15 protein-coding genes and 1 tRNA gene are annotated in these 17,029 nt (G+C 44.4%); 5 read left to right on the top strand and 11 right to left on the bottom strand.

Features of this window, described 5'->3' with window-relative positions; all coding sequences use genetic code 11:
• Nucleotides 1–20: 20 nt before the first annotated feature.
• The 4 genes from BLU80_RS04875 to rpsO all read right to left on the bottom strand — a co-directional run bounded on the left by BLU80_RS04875 (nt 21) and on the right by rpsO (nt 4,024).
• Complete coding sequence (locus tag BLU80_RS04875; RefSeq protein ID WP_091394356.1) at nt 21–851, bottom strand: hypothetical protein; 831 nt, start codon at nt 849–851, stop codon at nt 21–23.
• A 218-nt stretch (nt 852–1,069) separates the two neighbouring features.
• Nucleotides 1,070–1,140, bottom strand: a tRNA-Gln gene (locus tag BLU80_RS04880).
• A gap of 184 nt (nt 1,141–1,324) precedes the next feature.
• Nucleotides 1,325–3,577 (bottom strand): polyribonucleotide nucleotidyltransferase, encoded by a 2,253-nt coding sequence (gene pnp / locus BLU80_RS04885; protein WP_091394357.1) that lies wholly within the window; start codon nt 3,575–3,577, stop codon nt 1,325–1,327.
• 174 nt (nt 3,578–3,751) lie between these two features.
• On the bottom strand, nt 3,752–4,024 hold the full coding sequence (rpsO, locus tag BLU80_RS04890; protein WP_091394360.1) for a 30S ribosomal protein S15: 273 nt from the start codon (nt 4,022–4,024) through the stop codon (nt 3,752–3,754).
• A 213-nt stretch (nt 4,025–4,237) separates the two neighbouring features.
• Between rpsO and rlmD the strand changes: the two genes are divergently transcribed.
• From rlmD to pdxH, 4 genes are all read left to right on the top strand, one after another.
• Nucleotides 4,238–5,680 (top strand): 23S rRNA (uracil(1939)-C(5))-methyltransferase RlmD, encoded by a 1,443-nt coding sequence (gene rlmD / locus BLU80_RS04895; RefSeq protein WP_091394361.1) that lies wholly within the window; start codon nt 4,238–4,240, stop codon nt 5,678–5,680.
• A gap of 27 nt (nt 5,681–5,707) precedes the next feature.
• A complete protein-coding gene (locus tag BLU80_RS04900; protein ID WP_091394364.1) occupies nt 5,708–6,427 on the top strand; it encodes a rhomboid family intramembrane serine protease in 720 nt (239 codons plus the stop codon).
• Between the two features lie 80 nt (nt 6,428–6,507).
• Nucleotides 6,508–7,434, top strand: a complete 927-nt coding sequence (locus BLU80_RS04905) for a rhomboid family intramembrane serine protease (RefSeq protein ID WP_091394366.1) — start codon at nt 6,508–6,510, stop codon at nt 7,432–7,434.
• A 105-nt stretch (nt 7,435–7,539) separates the two neighbouring features.
• On the top strand, nt 7,540–8,208 hold the full coding sequence (gene pdxH, locus BLU80_RS04910; RefSeq protein ID WP_091394369.1) for a pyridoxamine 5'-phosphate oxidase: 669 nt from the start codon (nt 7,540–7,542) through the stop codon (nt 8,206–8,208).
• A 36-nt stretch (nt 8,209–8,244) separates the two neighbouring features.
• Here the strand turns inward: pdxH and rpe are convergent, their stop codons facing one another.
• Nucleotides 8,245–8,895: a ribulose-phosphate 3-epimerase gene (gene rpe, locus BLU80_RS04915; RefSeq protein WP_091394372.1), complete on the bottom strand. Its 651-nt coding sequence runs from the start codon at nt 8,893–8,895 to the stop codon at nt 8,245–8,247.
• 33 nt (nt 8,896–8,928) lie between these two features.
• Entirely contained in the window at nt 8,929–9,726 is a 798-nt protein-coding gene (locus BLU80_RS04920; RefSeq protein WP_091394375.1) for a tetratricopeptide repeat protein, read from the bottom strand.
• A gap of 100 nt (nt 9,727–9,826) precedes the next feature.
• On the opposite strand from BLU80_RS04920, the gene BLU80_RS04925 reads away from it, so the two are divergent.
• Nucleotides 9,827–10,408 carry a MarC family protein gene (locus tag BLU80_RS04925; protein WP_091394378.1) on the top strand — a complete coding sequence of 194 codons (582 nt, stop codon included), beginning with the start codon at nt 9,827–9,829 and terminating at the stop codon, nt 10,406–10,408.
• 273 nt (nt 10,409–10,681) lie between these two features.
• Here BLU80_RS04925 and BLU80_RS04930 read toward each other — a convergent pair whose 3' ends face one another.
• From BLU80_RS04930 to porX, 5 genes are all read right to left on the bottom strand, one after another.
• Nucleotides 10,682–12,295 carry an MFS transporter gene (locus tag BLU80_RS04930; protein ID WP_091394381.1) on the bottom strand — a complete coding sequence of 538 codons (1,614 nt, stop codon included), beginning with the start codon at nt 12,293–12,295 and terminating at the stop codon, nt 10,682–10,684.
• Nucleotides 12,296–12,344: 49 nt separating this feature from the next.
• Entirely contained in the window at nt 12,345–12,893 is a 549-nt protein-coding gene (locus BLU80_RS04935) for a MarR family winged helix-turn-helix transcriptional regulator (protein ID WP_091394384.1), read from the bottom strand.
• Nucleotides 12,894–13,139: 246 nt separating this feature from the next.
• Nucleotides 13,140–13,946, bottom strand: coding sequence for an OmpA/MotB family protein (locus BLU80_RS04940; protein WP_091394388.1), 807 nt, complete (start codon nt 13,944–13,946; stop codon nt 13,140–13,142).
• Nucleotides 13,947–14,149: 203 nt separating this feature from the next.
• Nucleotides 14,150–15,412 (bottom strand): DUF1835 domain-containing protein, encoded by a 1,263-nt coding sequence (locus BLU80_RS04945; protein WP_091394391.1) that lies wholly within the window; start codon nt 15,410–15,412, stop codon nt 14,150–14,152.
• 27 nt (nt 15,413–15,439) lie between these two features.
• On the bottom strand, nt 15,440–16,996 hold the full coding sequence (gene porX / locus BLU80_RS04950) for a T9SS response regulator signal transducer PorX (RefSeq protein ID WP_091394396.1): 1,557 nt from the start codon (nt 16,994–16,996) through the stop codon (nt 15,440–15,442).
• Nucleotides 16,997–17,029 lie beyond the last annotated feature (33 nt).

The following is a 17,029-nucleotide window of genomic DNA, read 5'->3' on the forward strand; positions in this document are numbered from 1 at the left end:
TTTATATAGCCAAAGACCCATCAATAGACTTTTTCCTGAAGAAAATCGCCGGTACGGCCATCGTATTTTAAAGAACGATGGCCGCCGTTGAATACGACCCGGATATCTAGCATCACTTCATTGTGCACCAAACCGTCCGGTCCTTTTAAACCCCATCTGCGGTTTTTATCGATGCCTATATATAATACCTGTCTTAAGTTATAATGCTTTTTCAGGTGTTGCAGGACTTTGTCCAGCGCCGCTTCAGAAACCTCCCCTGCTTTAAAAAGCACCTTTTCATTATCGGGGCTTTGATCGAAACCGTAGGAAAAACGGCTGTTCCCGTGCATATAAATAGAAGGATATCTGCCTTTTTTATTTTTATCTTCTGCACTGAAATAACTATAGTCTCTGTAAAAAAATAAGAATACGGTTGGTTGGTCACCCACTGCAGCCACAGCCCGTTTAAAGGCCTTATGAAATTCCTGCGCTTCAAAATTTCCGATATAACGCCACGTGATCTTGGCCGGTATTTGTCTTATTTTGGTGGTTAAGCCATCCACATTGCCCGTCCACAGGTAGGGTAATAAAAAACCAAACCAGAATAAACCAATAGCCAGCAGTGTTCCTGTTATCATTCTGATCTTACCTGCGAACTGCCAATGCTCCGCAAACTGGTCCAGTTTTTTTGACCAGATTTTCATAAAATAAGAAAGATAAAGATATCCTAGCGCAATGCATGTAATGATAAAAACCGGTATAAACCAATAAGAAAAATAGCCACTGAGCATGGCAAAAAAGCACCCGGGCATCCAACCCAGATAAATATAGGCAGATGCTTTTATCAGGTTATGTAGTAAAGTACGTGTCAAAATACTGTAAATAGCTGTTTTTCAATACTAATTTACAGAATTTACACCAATAAACCTAAACCAGGACCTGCTATTTTATTATTTAAGCCTGATACAACATTTCCCTGTCAGCCTCAAAATCGGGGCAGCGTAAATATCAAGGGATTAATCAGGATTTATAAAAAACAGGGTACAAAAAAAGAGACTTAAAATTTAAGCCTCTTTCCCTTAATTGGTTGTTGCCCGACCAGGATTCGAACCTAGACAAACGGCACCAAAAACCGTCGTACTACCATTATACTATCGGGCAATTGCCCCTTTTGGGAGTGCAAATATAAAAGGCATTTTTTGTAACGCCAAATTACTGACTATAAATATTTTTCTTCGTTTATGCCTTACAAATCATACCATTGCCGTAATAAAAAAGCCCTGTTATGCATCGTGAAGCATACAGGGCTTTTTGTATTGTAAGACAAATAAATCACCGATTTATCTTATCCGTTGTGGCGATTGTTTCTGTCACCATTATTTCTCGGACCATGACCGCCGTCTCTTCTTTCAGGACGATCTCTTCTGTCCGGACGATCACCTCTTTCGGGGCGATCACCACGTTCAGAACGTTCAGGCATTCCTTCAGGTCTGGGCTCCAATGCCTTATGGCTTAATTTATATTTGCCGGTTTTAGGATCAACGGCAATCAGTTTCACCTGCACCTTGTCACCGTCATTAAAGACACCTTCCATGGTTTCCAGACGTTTCCAACTGATTTCGCTGATGTGTAGTAAACCTTCTTTTTTAGGTAAGAACTCTACAAAAGCACCAAATTCCTTGATACCTTTTACGGTTCCTTCATAAACGGTTCCAACTTCAGGAACAGCCACGATGCCTTTAATCGTTTCCAGGGCTTTGTTGACCCCTTCTTTATCATTAGAGAAGATACTGACTTCACCTTTCTCATTTACTTCCTCGATATTGATGGTCGTGCCGGTTTCTTTTTGCAATTCCTGAATCACTTTACCACCGGGTCCGATTACCGCACCGATAAATTCTTTATCGATAATAATCTTCACCATTCTAGGAGCGTGTGGTTTCACATCATCATGTGCCTGTCCGATACACTCATACATGGCGTCCAGGATATGTAGTCTGCCTGCTTTAGCCTGCATCAATGCTTCACGCATTACATCCATGCTTAAACCGTCCACTTTAATATCCATCTGAACACCACAGATACCGTCTCTGGTACCGGTTACCTTAAAGTCCATATCCCCCAGATGGTCTTCATCACCCAGGATATCAGATAAAATGGCGTATTTACCATCTTCTCTGGTGATCAGCCCCATGGCAATACCACCAACATGTTTAGGAACAGGAACCCCTGCATCCATCAGTGCCAGTGAACCGGCGCAGACAGTAGCCATGGAAGAGGAACCGTTAGATTCCAGGATATCGCTGATAATACGGATGGTATAAGGATAGTCTCCCGTAGGAATCATCTGTTTTAAGCTACGCATAGCCAGATTGCCATGTCCTACTTCTCTTCTGCCTGGTCCACGCATTGGCCTGGTTTCACCTGTAGAGAATGGAGGGAAATTATAGTGTAAGTAAAATTTGGAATAGTTGGAAGTAGCAGCTGTTTCAATTAACAATTCATCCAAAGGCGTACCCAGGGTAACTGTTGAAAGGGACTGGGTTTCACCTCTGGTAAAGAGTGCTGAACCGTGTGGTGTTGGTAATGGATCAATTTCCATAGCCAGCGGACGTACCTGATCCAACTGACGGCCATCCAGGCGGATGCGCTCATCCAGCATCATGTTACGTACCAGTTCCCATTGCAGATCTTCGTAATATTTTTTAGCCAGCTTAACGGTCAGATCTTCAGGCGCTTCACCCAGGCTCTCCACCAGCGCATCTTTCAATGCTTTAAAGGCTTCACTTCTGTCATGCTTAGCGGTTTTACCACGGGCGATCTCATTGATTTTATCAGTGGCAAAAGCAGCTACTTTAGTTTTCAATTCTTCGTCCTGTTCAGGTTTGGTATAATCTCTTTTACCGGTTATACCTTTTAGGGCGCGCAGCTGTTCCTGTGCTTTAATCTGAACGCGGATAGCTTCATGCGCAATACCTAATGCTTCAATCAGGTCCTCTTCGCTACACTCTTTGCTCTCCCCTTCCACCATCATCAGGTTTTTCTCCGTAGCGGCTACGATCAGATTTACATCAGCGCTTTCTACGGCTGAACGGCTCGGGTTGATGACAAATTTACCATCGATACGTGCAACACGTACTTCTGAGATAATTTCTTTGACAGGTATATCAGAAACGGCAAGGGCTGCAGAAGCGGCTAAACAAGCCAGGGCATCCGGCATAATCTGCTCATCGCTGGAAACCAGGGTAATTAAAACCTGTACATCACAGAAGTAATCTTCCGGGAATAAAGGTCTTAAGGCACGGTCTACCAGACGACTAATTAAGATTTCATAGTCGTTCAAACGGCCTTCTCTTTTGAAAAAAGAGCCCGGGATACGACCAGCGGATGCAAATTTCTCTTGATAATCAACGCTTAAAGGAAAAAAGGATTGCCCTTCTCTTGGCTCCTGGCTGGCCACAACGGTAGCCAGAATGATATTGTTTCCCTGACGGATTGTAACAGCGCCATCAGCCTGTCTGGCCAGCTTGCCTGTTTCAATGAATACCTCACGGCCTTCTCCCAGGTCAAAGGAAACACTTAGTGGTTGTGTTAACATAAATATTTTTTTGAATTTGTAAGGAAGCGGTGCATGGTATAAAAAGGCGGGAACTAAAAAAATGCACGTAATGCCTTCCTTACGGTTGACTGAATAACAGTTCGCTACAAAAAACTATTCCCAACTAACAATAAACTGTACGTTGGGAATAGCTAGTGTAGATCACTATATAAATTATTTTCTCAATCCTAACTGCTCAATGAGCGTACGGTAACCCTGTAAGTTATGCTTCTGCATGTAAGCAAGCAGGCGTTTACGCTGGCCAACCATTTTCATCAAACCACGCTGAGAGGAGAAATCTTTTTTATTTTCTTTCAGATGAGCGGAAATGCCCAAAATACGCTCTGTTAAAAGAGCTACCTGGCCTTCGATAGAGCCGGAATTAGCGGCGTTTCCACCGTATTTAGCAAAGATTGCTGCTGTTTTTTCTTTTGTTAAATAAGACATTAAAATCTGTTTTTAAACCTCTTTTAAAATTTTCTTCTTTTATTATTCGCTGGCAAAAGTACAGCTTATTATTTATATAGTAAAATATTTTTAGGGAGCTTTTAGGCTCCCGCTGTCAATTTTGCGGTCCGAAGGGTAAAATTAAGCGATTTACTAACAAAATAGGCGGAATCCGGGGTCTTGTTTTGAAAAATCATCCACTATCTTTGCAAAGTGAGAAAAAAACGTCCAAAAATAGTTCTGGAAGACATACTCGTTGAAGATTATGCCGCTGGCGGCAAGGCGATCGGCAAAAACGAAGGTAAAGTCATTTTCATTGAAAACTGCATCCCGGGAGACCGACTGGATGTCCAGCTGACCAAAAATAAAAAAGACTGGGCGGAAGGATTCCCGGTACAATTCAAAAGTTATTCCAAGGACCGCATTGAGCCATTTTGTGAGCATTTTGGTATTTGCGGTGGATGTTCCTGGCAATCACTACCTTACGAAAAACAACTTTTTTATAAGCAAAAGCAGGTACAGGATAATTTTGAACGGATAGGCAAGCTTCAGTTTCCTGATATCCAACCCATTATAGGCTGCGCCCAAACCGTCGGCTACCGCAATAAAATGGAATATACCTATTCCACAAAAAAATACATTTCTCAACAGGAAATGCTGGCCATCAAGGCAACCGGGGAACGTTTTGACCCGGCAGCTGATAAAGGAGTAGCGGGATTTCATGCCAAGGGATTTTTTGACCGGGTCGTTGAAATCGACACCTGCCACTTACAGGAAGAGCCAACCAATAAAATCCGTAAATTTATTGCCCAGTTCTGCAGACTTAGAAATCTGCCCTTTTATGACATTTCTGAACATGCCGGCTGGATCAGAACCGTGCAGGTCAGAAATACCAAAGGAGGTGACTGGATGGTAAATGTCGTCTTAGGCTATGACGCTGCTGAACACAGGGCGCAACTCATGCAGCTCCTGCAGGAGAAGTTTCCCGAGATTACCTGTCTGCTATACACCATTAATGACAAGAAAAATGATAGTCTCTATGATTTAGAGCCTGTTATCGTCAAAGGAGACGGCTACATACTGGAAACCCTGGAAGGCTTCCGCTATAAAATCAGTCCTAAATCCTTTTTCCAGACCAATTCCAGACAGGCCGAGACTTTATACAGGGTCACCCGGGAATTCGCACAGCTCGATACCAGAAAAGATCAGGTTCTGTATGATTTATATTGCGGCACAGGCAGCATCGGTATTTTTTGCAGTGCAGGCGCCCGCTCCATTATCGGGGTGGAAGTGGTGGAAGAAGCGATCACAGATGCCAAAGCCAATGCGGCCTTAAACCATCTGGACAACTGTCATTTTTATGCAGGAGACGTGATAAAGATCTGTGATGACCACTTTTTCAACCAACACGGCCACCCGGATGTCATTATTACCGATCCGCCGAGAGCCGGCATGCATGAAAAACTCGTCCAGAAGCTCCTGGAAATCGCGGCACCGCTGATCGTTTATGTCAGTTGCAATCCGGCTACCCAGGCCAGAGATCTGGCCTTATTATCAGAAAAATATGAGATTACCCGCGTACAGCCCGTGGACATGTTTCCGCATACACTACACATTGAAAACGTAGTACAATTAAAATTAAAGACAAACGCATAATAAAAAATTATAAAACGATATTAGCATATGCAAAACGGCAGGCAACTCGGACTCCCCCCCTTTCCACCCGTCATCAAAAATCTGATTATCATCAATTTTATCGTATGGATGATCCAAAGTTTTTTGGGGCAGCACGTAACCGAGTTCATGGAGAATACTTTTGCCCTGCATTCCTTTTACAGCCCCCTGTTTAAGCCCTGGCAGATACTGACCCATATGTTCCTTCACAGTCCTTTTGGCGGCAGTATGGGTATCATGCACATCCTGCTTAATATGTTCGGGTTATGGATGTTCGGTTCGGCACTGGAAATCAACTTTGGCGCTAAACGCTTTTTAACCTTTTATCTTTTATCAGGTATCGGAGCGGCTTTGTTCTATCTTGGATACTTACAATATGAGATGTCCCCTATTGTCCATCAATACCATGCGCTAATGGCCGCCGGGGCACCGGATGTTTACCTGCAGCAGTACATGGCCAAAATCAACGAGGGGATGCTGGGCGCATCAGGAGCGGTATTCGGCGTACTGGCCGGTTTCGGTTACCTGTTTCCCAATACCCAGTTATACTTATACTTTTTCCTGCCCATTCCCACCAAATGGGCCATTCTTGGCATTATAGGTTATGAGATTTTTATGGCCATTAAAGATACGGATGACGTGGCCCATGCGGCTCATATCGGCGGCGCCTTAACGGGCTTTTTAATTATCTTTATCTGGAACCGGTTCAATAAAAAGCATTTTTATTAGACAGCTTAAAGGCCCGGCGCTGATTACCCGGTCATTTAATCTGTCTGAACATTCGCATTAAAACGTTTTAATTTACAACCATGAACAGTACGCTCACCCCTAAAAACAGAATTTCGCTGGGAAGCACCGGCAACGCACTGGTTCTGCTTTTGATGACCAATGCCATATTTTTTGTTCTGCTGGTCTTTTTTAAGATTTTCTATTTTATGACGGCTACCAGTAATGTGGCCGCAGATAATGTGGCGCTGTTTCATAAGGAGATATTTGATTATTTCGCGCTGCCTGCCTCAGGTGCCGCTTTTGTGCACCGTCCCTGGACCATTATCAGCTATATGTTCTCTCATGAGTCCTTACTGGCCCTTTTGTCCAATCTGCTTTGGCTGGCCGCCTTTGGATTCATATTACAGAGCCTGGCTGCCAACCGTAAAATGATTCCGCTGTACCTGTATGGCGGTATTTTCGGCGGACTTGTATTTTTAATAACCAGTATTGCACTGCCCCAGGGAACACATATGGCGCAACTGGCAGGCGCCACCACAGCGCTGATCTGTGTAGCAGCCGGGACCACTGCCTATGGGCCTAAATACAAAATCTTCCCTATGCTAAGCGGCGGGATACCGCTATGGGTATTATTTGTGCTTTTTATGGCCATCACACTTAGTTCCAGTGTGGAAGCCGGTATGCCGCTTGTGCTGGCATATATAGGCTCCGCCTTGCTGGGCTTTTTTATCATGTGGAGCTATGATAAAAAAGGCAGGGATTATTGCGAATGGATGTATCATCTGGTATACCGCATCGATGATATTTTCAATCCCGAAAAAAAAGCGCGTCATAAAAGAGAAAAAGGACCTCAGTTATTTTATAAGGCAAAAGGACAACCCTTTAAAAAGACGGAACTGATTACCCAGGAACGAATCGACGAATTACTGGATAAGATCAAGCTGAAGGGATATAAATCGCTTTCAAAGGAAGAGAAAGAATATCTGGAACGGGCCAGTCAAAAATAAAATTCCCGGCCGCGTGCTATTACTTCCGGTCTACGGGATAAGGTTGCCCCCTGCCTTCTATCAGGTTCGGTTCATTCGTCACTCATTATTATAATTTCAGATACCATGGCTCAGTCAACGGATCATTCCTCTGCCCTGCACAGTCATATTGCAGATATCCGTACAGAATATAAACAGCTGACACTCAGTAAGTCAGATGTAGAACAGGATCCCTTTAACCAGTTTGACAAATGGTGGAAACAGGCCATCAATGCCGAAGCAGGCGAAGTAAATGCCATGACGCTTGCTACGGCCACTCAGGACGGTTTGGTGGATGCCCGCATTGTGCTGCTTAAAAATATTGCAGAAAACGGCTTTGTATTTTTCACTAATTATGACAGCAGTAAGGGCCGACAACTTGAACAAAACCCCAATGCGGCGCTGGTGTTTTTCTGGAAGGAACTGGAAAGACAGGTCCGGGTAAAGGGAAAAGTGCATAAGGTAAGCACGGCGCTCAGTGATCAGTATTTTGCCTCCAGACCCCATGGCAGCCAGATTGGCGCCTGGAGCTCCCCTCAGAGTCAGCCAATTGCTTCCAGATCCGTTCTGCAGGACAATGAAAAAAAATATGGAGAAAAATTCCCTGATCAGATTCCCAGACCCGAGCACTGGGGCGGTTATGTGTTAATACCCGACAGCATTGAATTCTGGCAGGGACGCCCCAGCAGACTTCACGACAGAATCTTATATACCCTCACTCAAAATAGCTGGCAAATCAGCCGGCTGGCTCCTTAACGGACAAGGGGTTTATCGCCCGCTACCACCCTTGCTTTATGCGCCCAGCAAGTCGGCGATGGCTTTTTCAGGATCCGGCGCTTTAAATACAGAGCTGCCGGCCACCAGAACATTGGCTCCCGTATCAAACAACGTACGGGCATTTCCCTGTATGACCCCGCCATCAATCTGAATAAGGGTATTTAACCCTTTTTGGTCAATCACCTCTCTGAGTTCTTTTATTTTAATATAGGTATGTTCAATAAATTTCTGACCGCCAAATCCCGGATTGACGCTCATCAGATTGACGACATCTGCATGCTGAATGATATCGCGTAAAAAATCAATAGGGGTATGCGGATTAACCGCTATCCCGGCTTTCATACCCAGATCATGAATCTGCTCCAGCACCCGGTGCAGATGCGGACAGGCTTCGATGTGCACGCTGATCTGATCGGCACCCGCTTTTTTAAAGTCTGCCAAATATTTTTCAGGTTCCACGATCATTAAATGTACATCGCAGAACTTATCCGTAGCGCTGGCTATCTGCTCTACGACCGGCAGCCCGAAACTAATATTAGGAACAAACCGGCCATCCATGATATCCAGATGCAGCCACTCTGCCTCGCTTTTATTGACCATGGCAACTTCCTCGGCCAGTTTTAAAAAATTGGAAGCCAGAAAAGAGGGGGCGATTATACGCTTCATATAATTATTTTTTTTGACAACAGCGGCCCTGAACTATTGGGTCTGCTTTGTTATTTTTTGTTCAATTACAGGTTGATACGGCTTAATCCTTAAACTGCTTTCATAATATCTGTCGGCGCTGTCCTTTTGCAGCAGGGCCTCAAAGACCGCTCCGGCCGTATTGAGCAGCTCAATGGAATGTGCATTATGGCGGATACCTTCCAGCACGGCTATTTTAGCACTGTCCGGCTTGCTTAATGCTAAATAAAGTTTTGCTTTTGTTGCGTAGCCAGCCGCAAATGCCGGATCCAGTTCAATGGCTTTGTCCAGCATAGGCAATGCCTCGTCCCTTTGGAGCTGATGGGCCGCATACAGCCCTTTAATATAATGGCTATAGACAGGGTTGCGGCTTAACTGCTCTGCTATCTTAAGACAGGTGTCCTGATTTTTGAGTGCAAAAATAACGCCCTCAGCCAGCAGCGCCTCCTCGCCCTGATAACGCGTCAGTGCCCGGCCATAAGCGGCGACAGCACCGCTGGTATCCGTGCTATCCAGTAAAATATTGGCCCGAACCACCCAGAGACCATACTTGGTACTATCCTCTTTTAACAGCGTATCCATCTGCAATAAAGCATCCTTATAACGCCCGACACTGTCCAGCTTCTGAGCAGTCAGTAGCCTGAGCCCTGAACTATCGGGATGTGCACTCAAAAATTCCAGATAAGCATCTGCCTGTTTTTGCTTAAACACCAGAGAAGTCGGATCTTCCATGCCCTGTTTACAGCCCCAGAGGGACACAAGGGCCACTGCGGCGCCAAATAGGCCTTTGATCAGGCCAGCTGTTTTACTCATAGGGCAAATTTAGCAATGTTCACTCCATGGGCAAAGCATTTTGTGCTCTATTATCAAAAAACTACCAATTATTCGTAATTTTGCGTCAAAGTATACGCCTATGCGCTTTCAGTTTGATCACCTGCTTACCGTTACCTTTACCTTATTTGCGGTCATTGATGCGCTGGGGTCGATCCCTTTGTTTATTTCCATAAAAGAGAAAAGCAAAGGACAATTCAGCGCCAGAAAGATTACCATTATCTCCGGTATTATCATGATTGGCTTTTTATTTGTCGGGCAACAGTTCCTAAACCTGATGGGGCTGGATATTAAATCCTTTGCCCTGGCCGGCTCTATCGTACTTTTTTTATTGGGCCTGGAAATGATCCTGGGTCATGAAATCTTTAAAGGAGATGGCAATCAGGAATTAGGCATTATCGTGCCGGTGGCTTTCCCATTGATCGCAGGCAGTGCGACACTTACCACTATTATCTCTTTGAAAGCTATTTACAGCCAGCTGGAAATCATAGGCGGCATCCTGTTGAATCTCTTTTTTGTATACCTGGTCATTACTTCACTCAGATGGTTTGAGAAAATGCTGGGACCGGGGGGCATTCTCGCGGTGAGAAAAATCTTTGGCGTCATTTTGTTAGCCATCGCCGTAAAAATCTTTTCGTCCAATATGGGATCTTTCGGCGCCTGAGCAGGACGGCCTTTTGCCTGTTGCTGACGGGATCAAAAAAGGAAGTTTATTAAAACGTCCTTTTTATAATACGCCTGGGTCTGGTGAAAAAGCATGCTATTTCGATGCATACTGAAACAGCCAACTCTAAGCCAGATTCGCAAACCCCGCGAAAAGGGGACTATATTACACCTTCAAAAAGATCCCTGCACAAAAAGTCTCACCAAAGCTTTGACGGCTTGATTGTATACTTTTTAAAAGAGATAGCCATCTTTCCGGATAATCGGATGCAGCTTAAGCATCCAGCAATGCATAACTGTTCTTATTTTTCAGGTAATGGATATCCAGTTTTTTTATCAAAAGGATGATCAGCATAACCAGGATGGCCGTTACTCCCAGCCATAAATAAATATCTCGGGCCGAGAGCATCGTGGCTTCTTTTAAAATTTTATGATGCAGCAGCAGGCTTCCCACCTGGCGAGCATGGTCAGCGTCATAGCCGAACTGCATAAATTTACGGCTTACTCCTTCTATATATTCAGGTCCTGCCAGACGATCAGCAGTAACGGACGCCGTCATCGCCGTAAAATGTTTGGTCGTATGAACCAAAACCAGACGGCTGAACCAGCTGGCAGAAACGGGCGCCGCAAAGACGTACCGGACCGCTACACTTAAAAAAGCACGATCTCCGTTATAGTTTTTTTCTACATTGGTGGATGCATAATAGGAAAGTGTGGTGATGGCCATTCCGTAGGCAGCCGCCTTCAGTATTTGTGGGATAATAAAATAATGAATGGCGCCCTCAGGATAAAAAAGAAAATAGGTCATCCAGTAATAACCGGCAAAAAGCAGAAATGCCATGGCCAGTACGACCCTTGAACGGTAATGATGATGCAACAGATAGCCGGCCATCGGTATGGCTATTAGAAAACCGGGCAGCATCCATAAATTCAGGGCCGCCACGTTTCTGTAATCATACCCCATTACGGATTGAACAAAGCCGGAGAAAACGGAGGAACTGTTGTATACAAAATACAATAAAAACATCAGCACAAACCCGGTAATCGTATGCGGAAACTTACTAAGCGTAGAAAGGTTTAAATAAGGCCTTCTGGTGGACAGCATTTTCAGAATAAACATAATCAGCGAACCGCCGGCAATCAGGCTCGCTGTCCGGATTTCCTTTGCGTCCCACCAGTCCAGGCGCTGACCGAAAATAGCAATAAAACATACGCAGAAGGCAAGCATTAAAAACAAGATCATCCCCAGCCAGTCAAACTGGTAAATAGGTACCTTTCTGTGCGCTCTGTAATGATGCATTAAAAATCCCACAATGACCATGCTGATGATAATCCCCGGAATCGCTATATAATACGTATAAGACCAATCGTAATCCAGCACGGAAATAGCCGCAAAATAACCGGCCACCTGACTGCCTGTATAAGAAATTGAATAATACAGCCCGTAAAAAAGCCCCCTGCTGTTACCCGGATTAAATCTTGCCATTAAGATGCCGATCCCGTCTATCAGACAAATGCATTTAGCGGCGCCCAGTAAAAAACTCACTGCCACTAACTCGCCTGCGGAACTCAGGTGAGCTGCCGCCAGACACAAAATAAGCTCCAGCATCAAACCACACAACCACATTCTTTTACGCCGCATATATTTTCTGATGCGGTAAAAAAGCGGCAAAACTGCCGCCAGGCCTATACTGCTGGCATAAAATGCCATATGTATCAGTTCACTGGAGCTTCCTAAAAAAGAGGTCACCTCAGATATCGAATAGGCCGACACGCCGCTGACGAAAGACTGACTGAGCAGTAATATAAAAATAGACAGATCACTCAGCCATCCCGGCACTTCCTTGTAAAAACTACTGCTACCTGCAGGTTTGCTGCCCACTAACATACTTCATCCTCTTTAATATAGTTAAACATTTAACTATTTATGCAAAAAATTATCTTTTTAAACGCGCATACATTTTTTCCAGCATCTGCTGCATCATGGCTAATTGCCCGGTTGAAAATCCCGTTTCCAGTGTTTCAATCAGGTCCAGCACAATTGGATAAACGCGGTGCCTTAACGCGCGGCCTTCAGCCGTGAGGGCCACAATTTTACTCCGCCTGTCCAGCTCGCCTTCCGTTCTGTATATCAGTCCTCTTTTTTCCAGATTCACCACCAGTTTTGTCAGACTGGCCTTGTCTTTAAATACATCGTCAGCCAGCTCCTGCTGACTACGCTGATCTTTTTCCCAGAGGGCGCGCAGGATTAAATACATATCGGGGGTGATATCAATACCAGCCCTGCTCAGGGACTGATTCAGCTGAAGGCGGGTAGCGGTATGTACTTTACTGATGGAACGTGTAATGGCTTTTTTAAGCAGGCGTGCAGTCTGCCCGTTGTCTTCATTTGAAAGAACAGATTTCGGGAGAGCCTGCCTTCCACCTGCTGCAGTCTTTAGCGCAGGAGGCGTCTTATTACCCGTATTATTATTTTTCTTCTCCATTTTCGTCCTTATTTCCTTCCCCGTTTTATGCGCTATTTTCTGCTTCTCTTTTTTGTCTGCGGGTACAAAGATACGAATTAGTTAAACATTTAACTAATTTAATTTATTGCGCTCCCTGGTCAGCACGCCTGCTCAACAAAGCCGCCGCGGCACCACTTAACTTAAATAAATCGCCCCTTGTCCTAAGTAACCTGGGGACAAGGGGCGATCTGCTTAATGATGCTGAAAATATTTTTGATGCGCTGTTTATTGATTAATCAGATTATACAGCTCATCCAGTTTAGGGCTCAGAATAATTTCCGTACGACGGTTCTGCGCTCTTCCTTCCGGTGTACTGTTGGATGCGACCGGATCGTACTGGCTATGTCCTGAGGCCACCAGATTTAACGGGCTAACCCGGTAACGGTCTACCAGAATACGGACAATGGAATTGGCTCTTGCCGTACTCAATTCCCAGTTGTCCTGGAATCGACCCCTGATGGGAATAGAATCCGTGTGTCCTTCAATATCAATCTGAATATCAGGATTGGTGTTCAGCACTGCCGCTAGTTTAGCCAGGGCGTCTACCCCTTTTTGGCTGACCACAGCGCTTCCGGAAGGAAACAGCAGGCTTTCCTGCATGCTCACATATACTTTACCGTTTTTCTGCGTCACCGTCAGCTCACTAGAGCTAAATCCGGACAGGGCGTCTGCCATTTTCTTTCTTAATTCATCGGATTTTGCTTTCTGCGCTGCCAGCAGATCCTGTAATTGTTTGAGTTTCTGTTGCTGACTGAGTAAGGCCTGTTTACTTTGTGCCAGCTGGTTCTCTTTTGTATTGTTATTGTGTGACAAAGAGGCTACCTGATCATTCAGATTAGCGATATCATTTTTCAGGCCGGTAATCCGGTCCTGTAAATCACTGATATTACTAGCCATTCTCGCACTATCGCTCTGCAATTGTCTGGTGCGCAGCTGTGAGGCTACAAGATCCCTTTTAGGAACACAACTGCTAAAGATAAATACAAAACAAACGAGCGCTAACCCGCATAGTTTCAATGTATTGCTTTTCATTATATTTGATTTTTGATTTTTCGATTTTCAATTTATGTTTCAAAACCTGGTTTTCAAATGTAAATAATTATGAATCACATAGTTAGATAAATAAACAATTACTTACATATATGGTTATACCAACACCATGCCTAAAATCCTTTACAATTTGTTAGCTCGGTTTTAAGCCATTCAAAGCCAGCTGTTTAAAAAAATCGGGGCGCTTATTCAGCGCTGTCCTCCTCCTGCTCAGCATTAAGCTCCACAAACATTTGCCCCTGTGTAGCCTTCAGCGTCACATTTTTGCCACCCTTCTCAAATTCTCCCTGACTAATTACCTGGCCAGTCTCGATTAAAGATTTAATGCGCCAGATGATATAATACTCCGGCAATCCCAGTTTAGCCTTGGTCGCGAGCAGCCCTAACAGCCTGGACAATTTCATGGCAGCAGCGCCTAATTGATCTAAAATGATTTTATCATAATAATCATTTTCTTTTACAGCTAATTTTTTACCGCCTTCCAGTAACCGAACCGATCCCGGTAACTGGGATAACTTTTCCCATTCTTCCGGATCCAGTTCAAATTCACTTAAGGTAACTATGCGGGCAAGTCTTGCCGCCTTCACATATTCCTTGGGCAGGATTTCCGATAACTGTCTTGGATAAAAAATATGTCCCTTCTCATCTATAAAAGGTAAATTATTTAAATAAACGACATAAATCCGCCCCTGAAAATCCATTAAATGACTAATGATGTAATAATATCCGGCTACATCTCTTTCGTTCTGCCCCATCCAGATCCATAAAACAGTATCCTGCTGTTCTTCCAGCCGCTGGAGCAACTGATGCAGCTTCATCTTATCCGCGCTCATTACTTCGGGCTGCGTTTCAGGATCCAGGCCAAGCACCGCCTGCCACCAGCCTTTTCTGAGCTGCCAGCCTTCCGGAGTTTCCAGTTCTCCCACCGGCCCCAGGCTGTAATTATCCTCTATATAAATAATCTCTCCGGTATTGGCGGGATCCAGTTCAAAACTTTGTCTGATCTGCTCGCCTCCCGGCTCATCAAATACCATATGTAAAATAGTCACCGGTTTTTCCGGTTCTGCTTCTTTTGACTGCTTACGTTTTCGCTTTGCCTTAGGTTTTAGCTCACCCTGTACTGCAGGGGTTTCACCTTCTTCTGCATCGGCATCTGCATCCATTTCCAACGCATCTTCGCTTGCCGCGTCCGCCTCAATTATCTTTTCATCACCCGTACCCTGTTCGCTTAATAGCGCCTCTGAAATTTCTGTGTCTGCTGACAGTGCTTCCTCCGGCTCCTTTGCCTGCTGAGGATCCGGCGCTGAAATTTCAGCCTCCTGCAGTTCATCCGTGTCATCAGCCTCTGTGCGGCTTTGTTCATTTTCTCCCGAATCCTTTGCCAAGTGATCCTGCGTATTTAGGTTATTTTCTTCTTGTTCGTTTAAATTATGCGCGTCAATACTCATATAAATATTTTTCTATATACCTGTTTCTTATTTACTTTCCAATTGGATGACCGGAATAATCATTTCTTCCATACTTACCCCACCATGCTGAAAGGTGTTTTTATAATAATTGACATAATAATTATAATTATTAGGGTAGCAAAGAAATCCATCCTCCTTGGCAAAAATAAAAGAACTATTAACATGAGGCAAGGGAAGCCCCCCTTCTTTTGGATTTTTAAAAGCAAGTACGTCTTTTGAATTGTAATTCAGGTTTTTACCATGCTTATACCGTAAATTACTGGTGGTCTGTTTATCTCCGATAACCTTGTAGGGTGTTTTCACCTGAACACTCCCATGATCGGTGGAGATAACGATGCGTATTTTTCGGTCCGCAATTTTTTTCAGGGCCTGGCGGAGCGGACTATGCTCAAACCAGCTTTTGGTAATGCTGCGATACCCCTGCTCATCCCCGGCCAGTTCTTTTAAGACCTCCATTTCCGTTCGGGCGTGGCTTAGCATATCGACAAAATTGTAGACAATCACATTTAAATCATTATGCAGCAGATTATGAATGCCGCTGACGAGTTGCTGCGCATCCTGATTACCGACCACTTTGGTATAACTGTATTTAATATCTTTTTTCTGCAGTTTCTTAATAAAAGCGGTTAAAAACTCCTCTTCCTGTAGATTTTTACCCCCTTCTTCCTCATCATTTTTCCATTGACCCGGGAACTTCTCAGCAATCTCCAGCGGCATCATGCCTGCAAAGACGGCATTACGACAATACTGGGTTGCGGTAGGTAAAATACTGTAATAGGTTTCTTCCTTCGTGAGCCGGAAATCCTCTTCCAGCAAAGGCTGAATCATTTTCCACTGATCAAATCTTAAATTATCTATCAGTATAAAAAATGTCGGCACACCCGCTTCCAGTAAAGGCACCACTTTTTCTTTCATCAGATCAGGGCTCATTACGGGCCTGTTGCCGCTGCCTGCCTGAATCCAGTCCAGATAATTTTTGCTGATAAATTTAAAGAACGCGCTATTCGCTTCCTGTTTCTGGGACTGCAGGATTTCCATCATCTCCGGACTGCCGGTCTTTTCCATTTCCAGTTCCCAGTGGGTGAGCTTTTTATAAATCTCCGGCCAGCCTTCCGCATCCGGATTGTCACTGAGCGCCATAAACAGATTCCTGAATTCCATCTGGTAGGCAGTAGTGGTTTTTTCTGCTACCAGCCTTTTATTATCCAGTATTTTTTTAAGGCTCAGCAGTACCTGATTGGGGTTAACCGGCTTGATCAGGTAATCGGCAATCTGGCTGCCGATGGCTTCTTCCATCAGGTTTTCCGTCTCGTTTTTGGTCACCATGACGGCAGGCAGACTTCTGTATATTTCCTTAATGGCCGCCAGCGTTTCCAATCCGCTGATACCGGGCATGGATTCGTCCAGTAGCACCACATCAGGCCTGTTTTCTTTTATATATTCAATTGCATCATAGCCGTTGGCGAAGGTAATCACCTCATACCCTTTTTGTTCCAAAAACATTTTCTGGCTTTTGAGGCTTTCAATCTCATCATCCACCCATACAATACGCGCATTTGCCATTTATTCTCTCGCTTGGTTTATTTAAATTTCGGT

The sequence above is a fragment of the Arachidicoccus rhizosphaerae genome (genome assembly GCF_900107765.1).
GTDB classification, from domain to species: domain Bacteria; phylum Bacteroidota; class Bacteroidia; order Chitinophagales; family Chitinophagaceae; genus Arachidicoccus; species Arachidicoccus rhizosphaerae.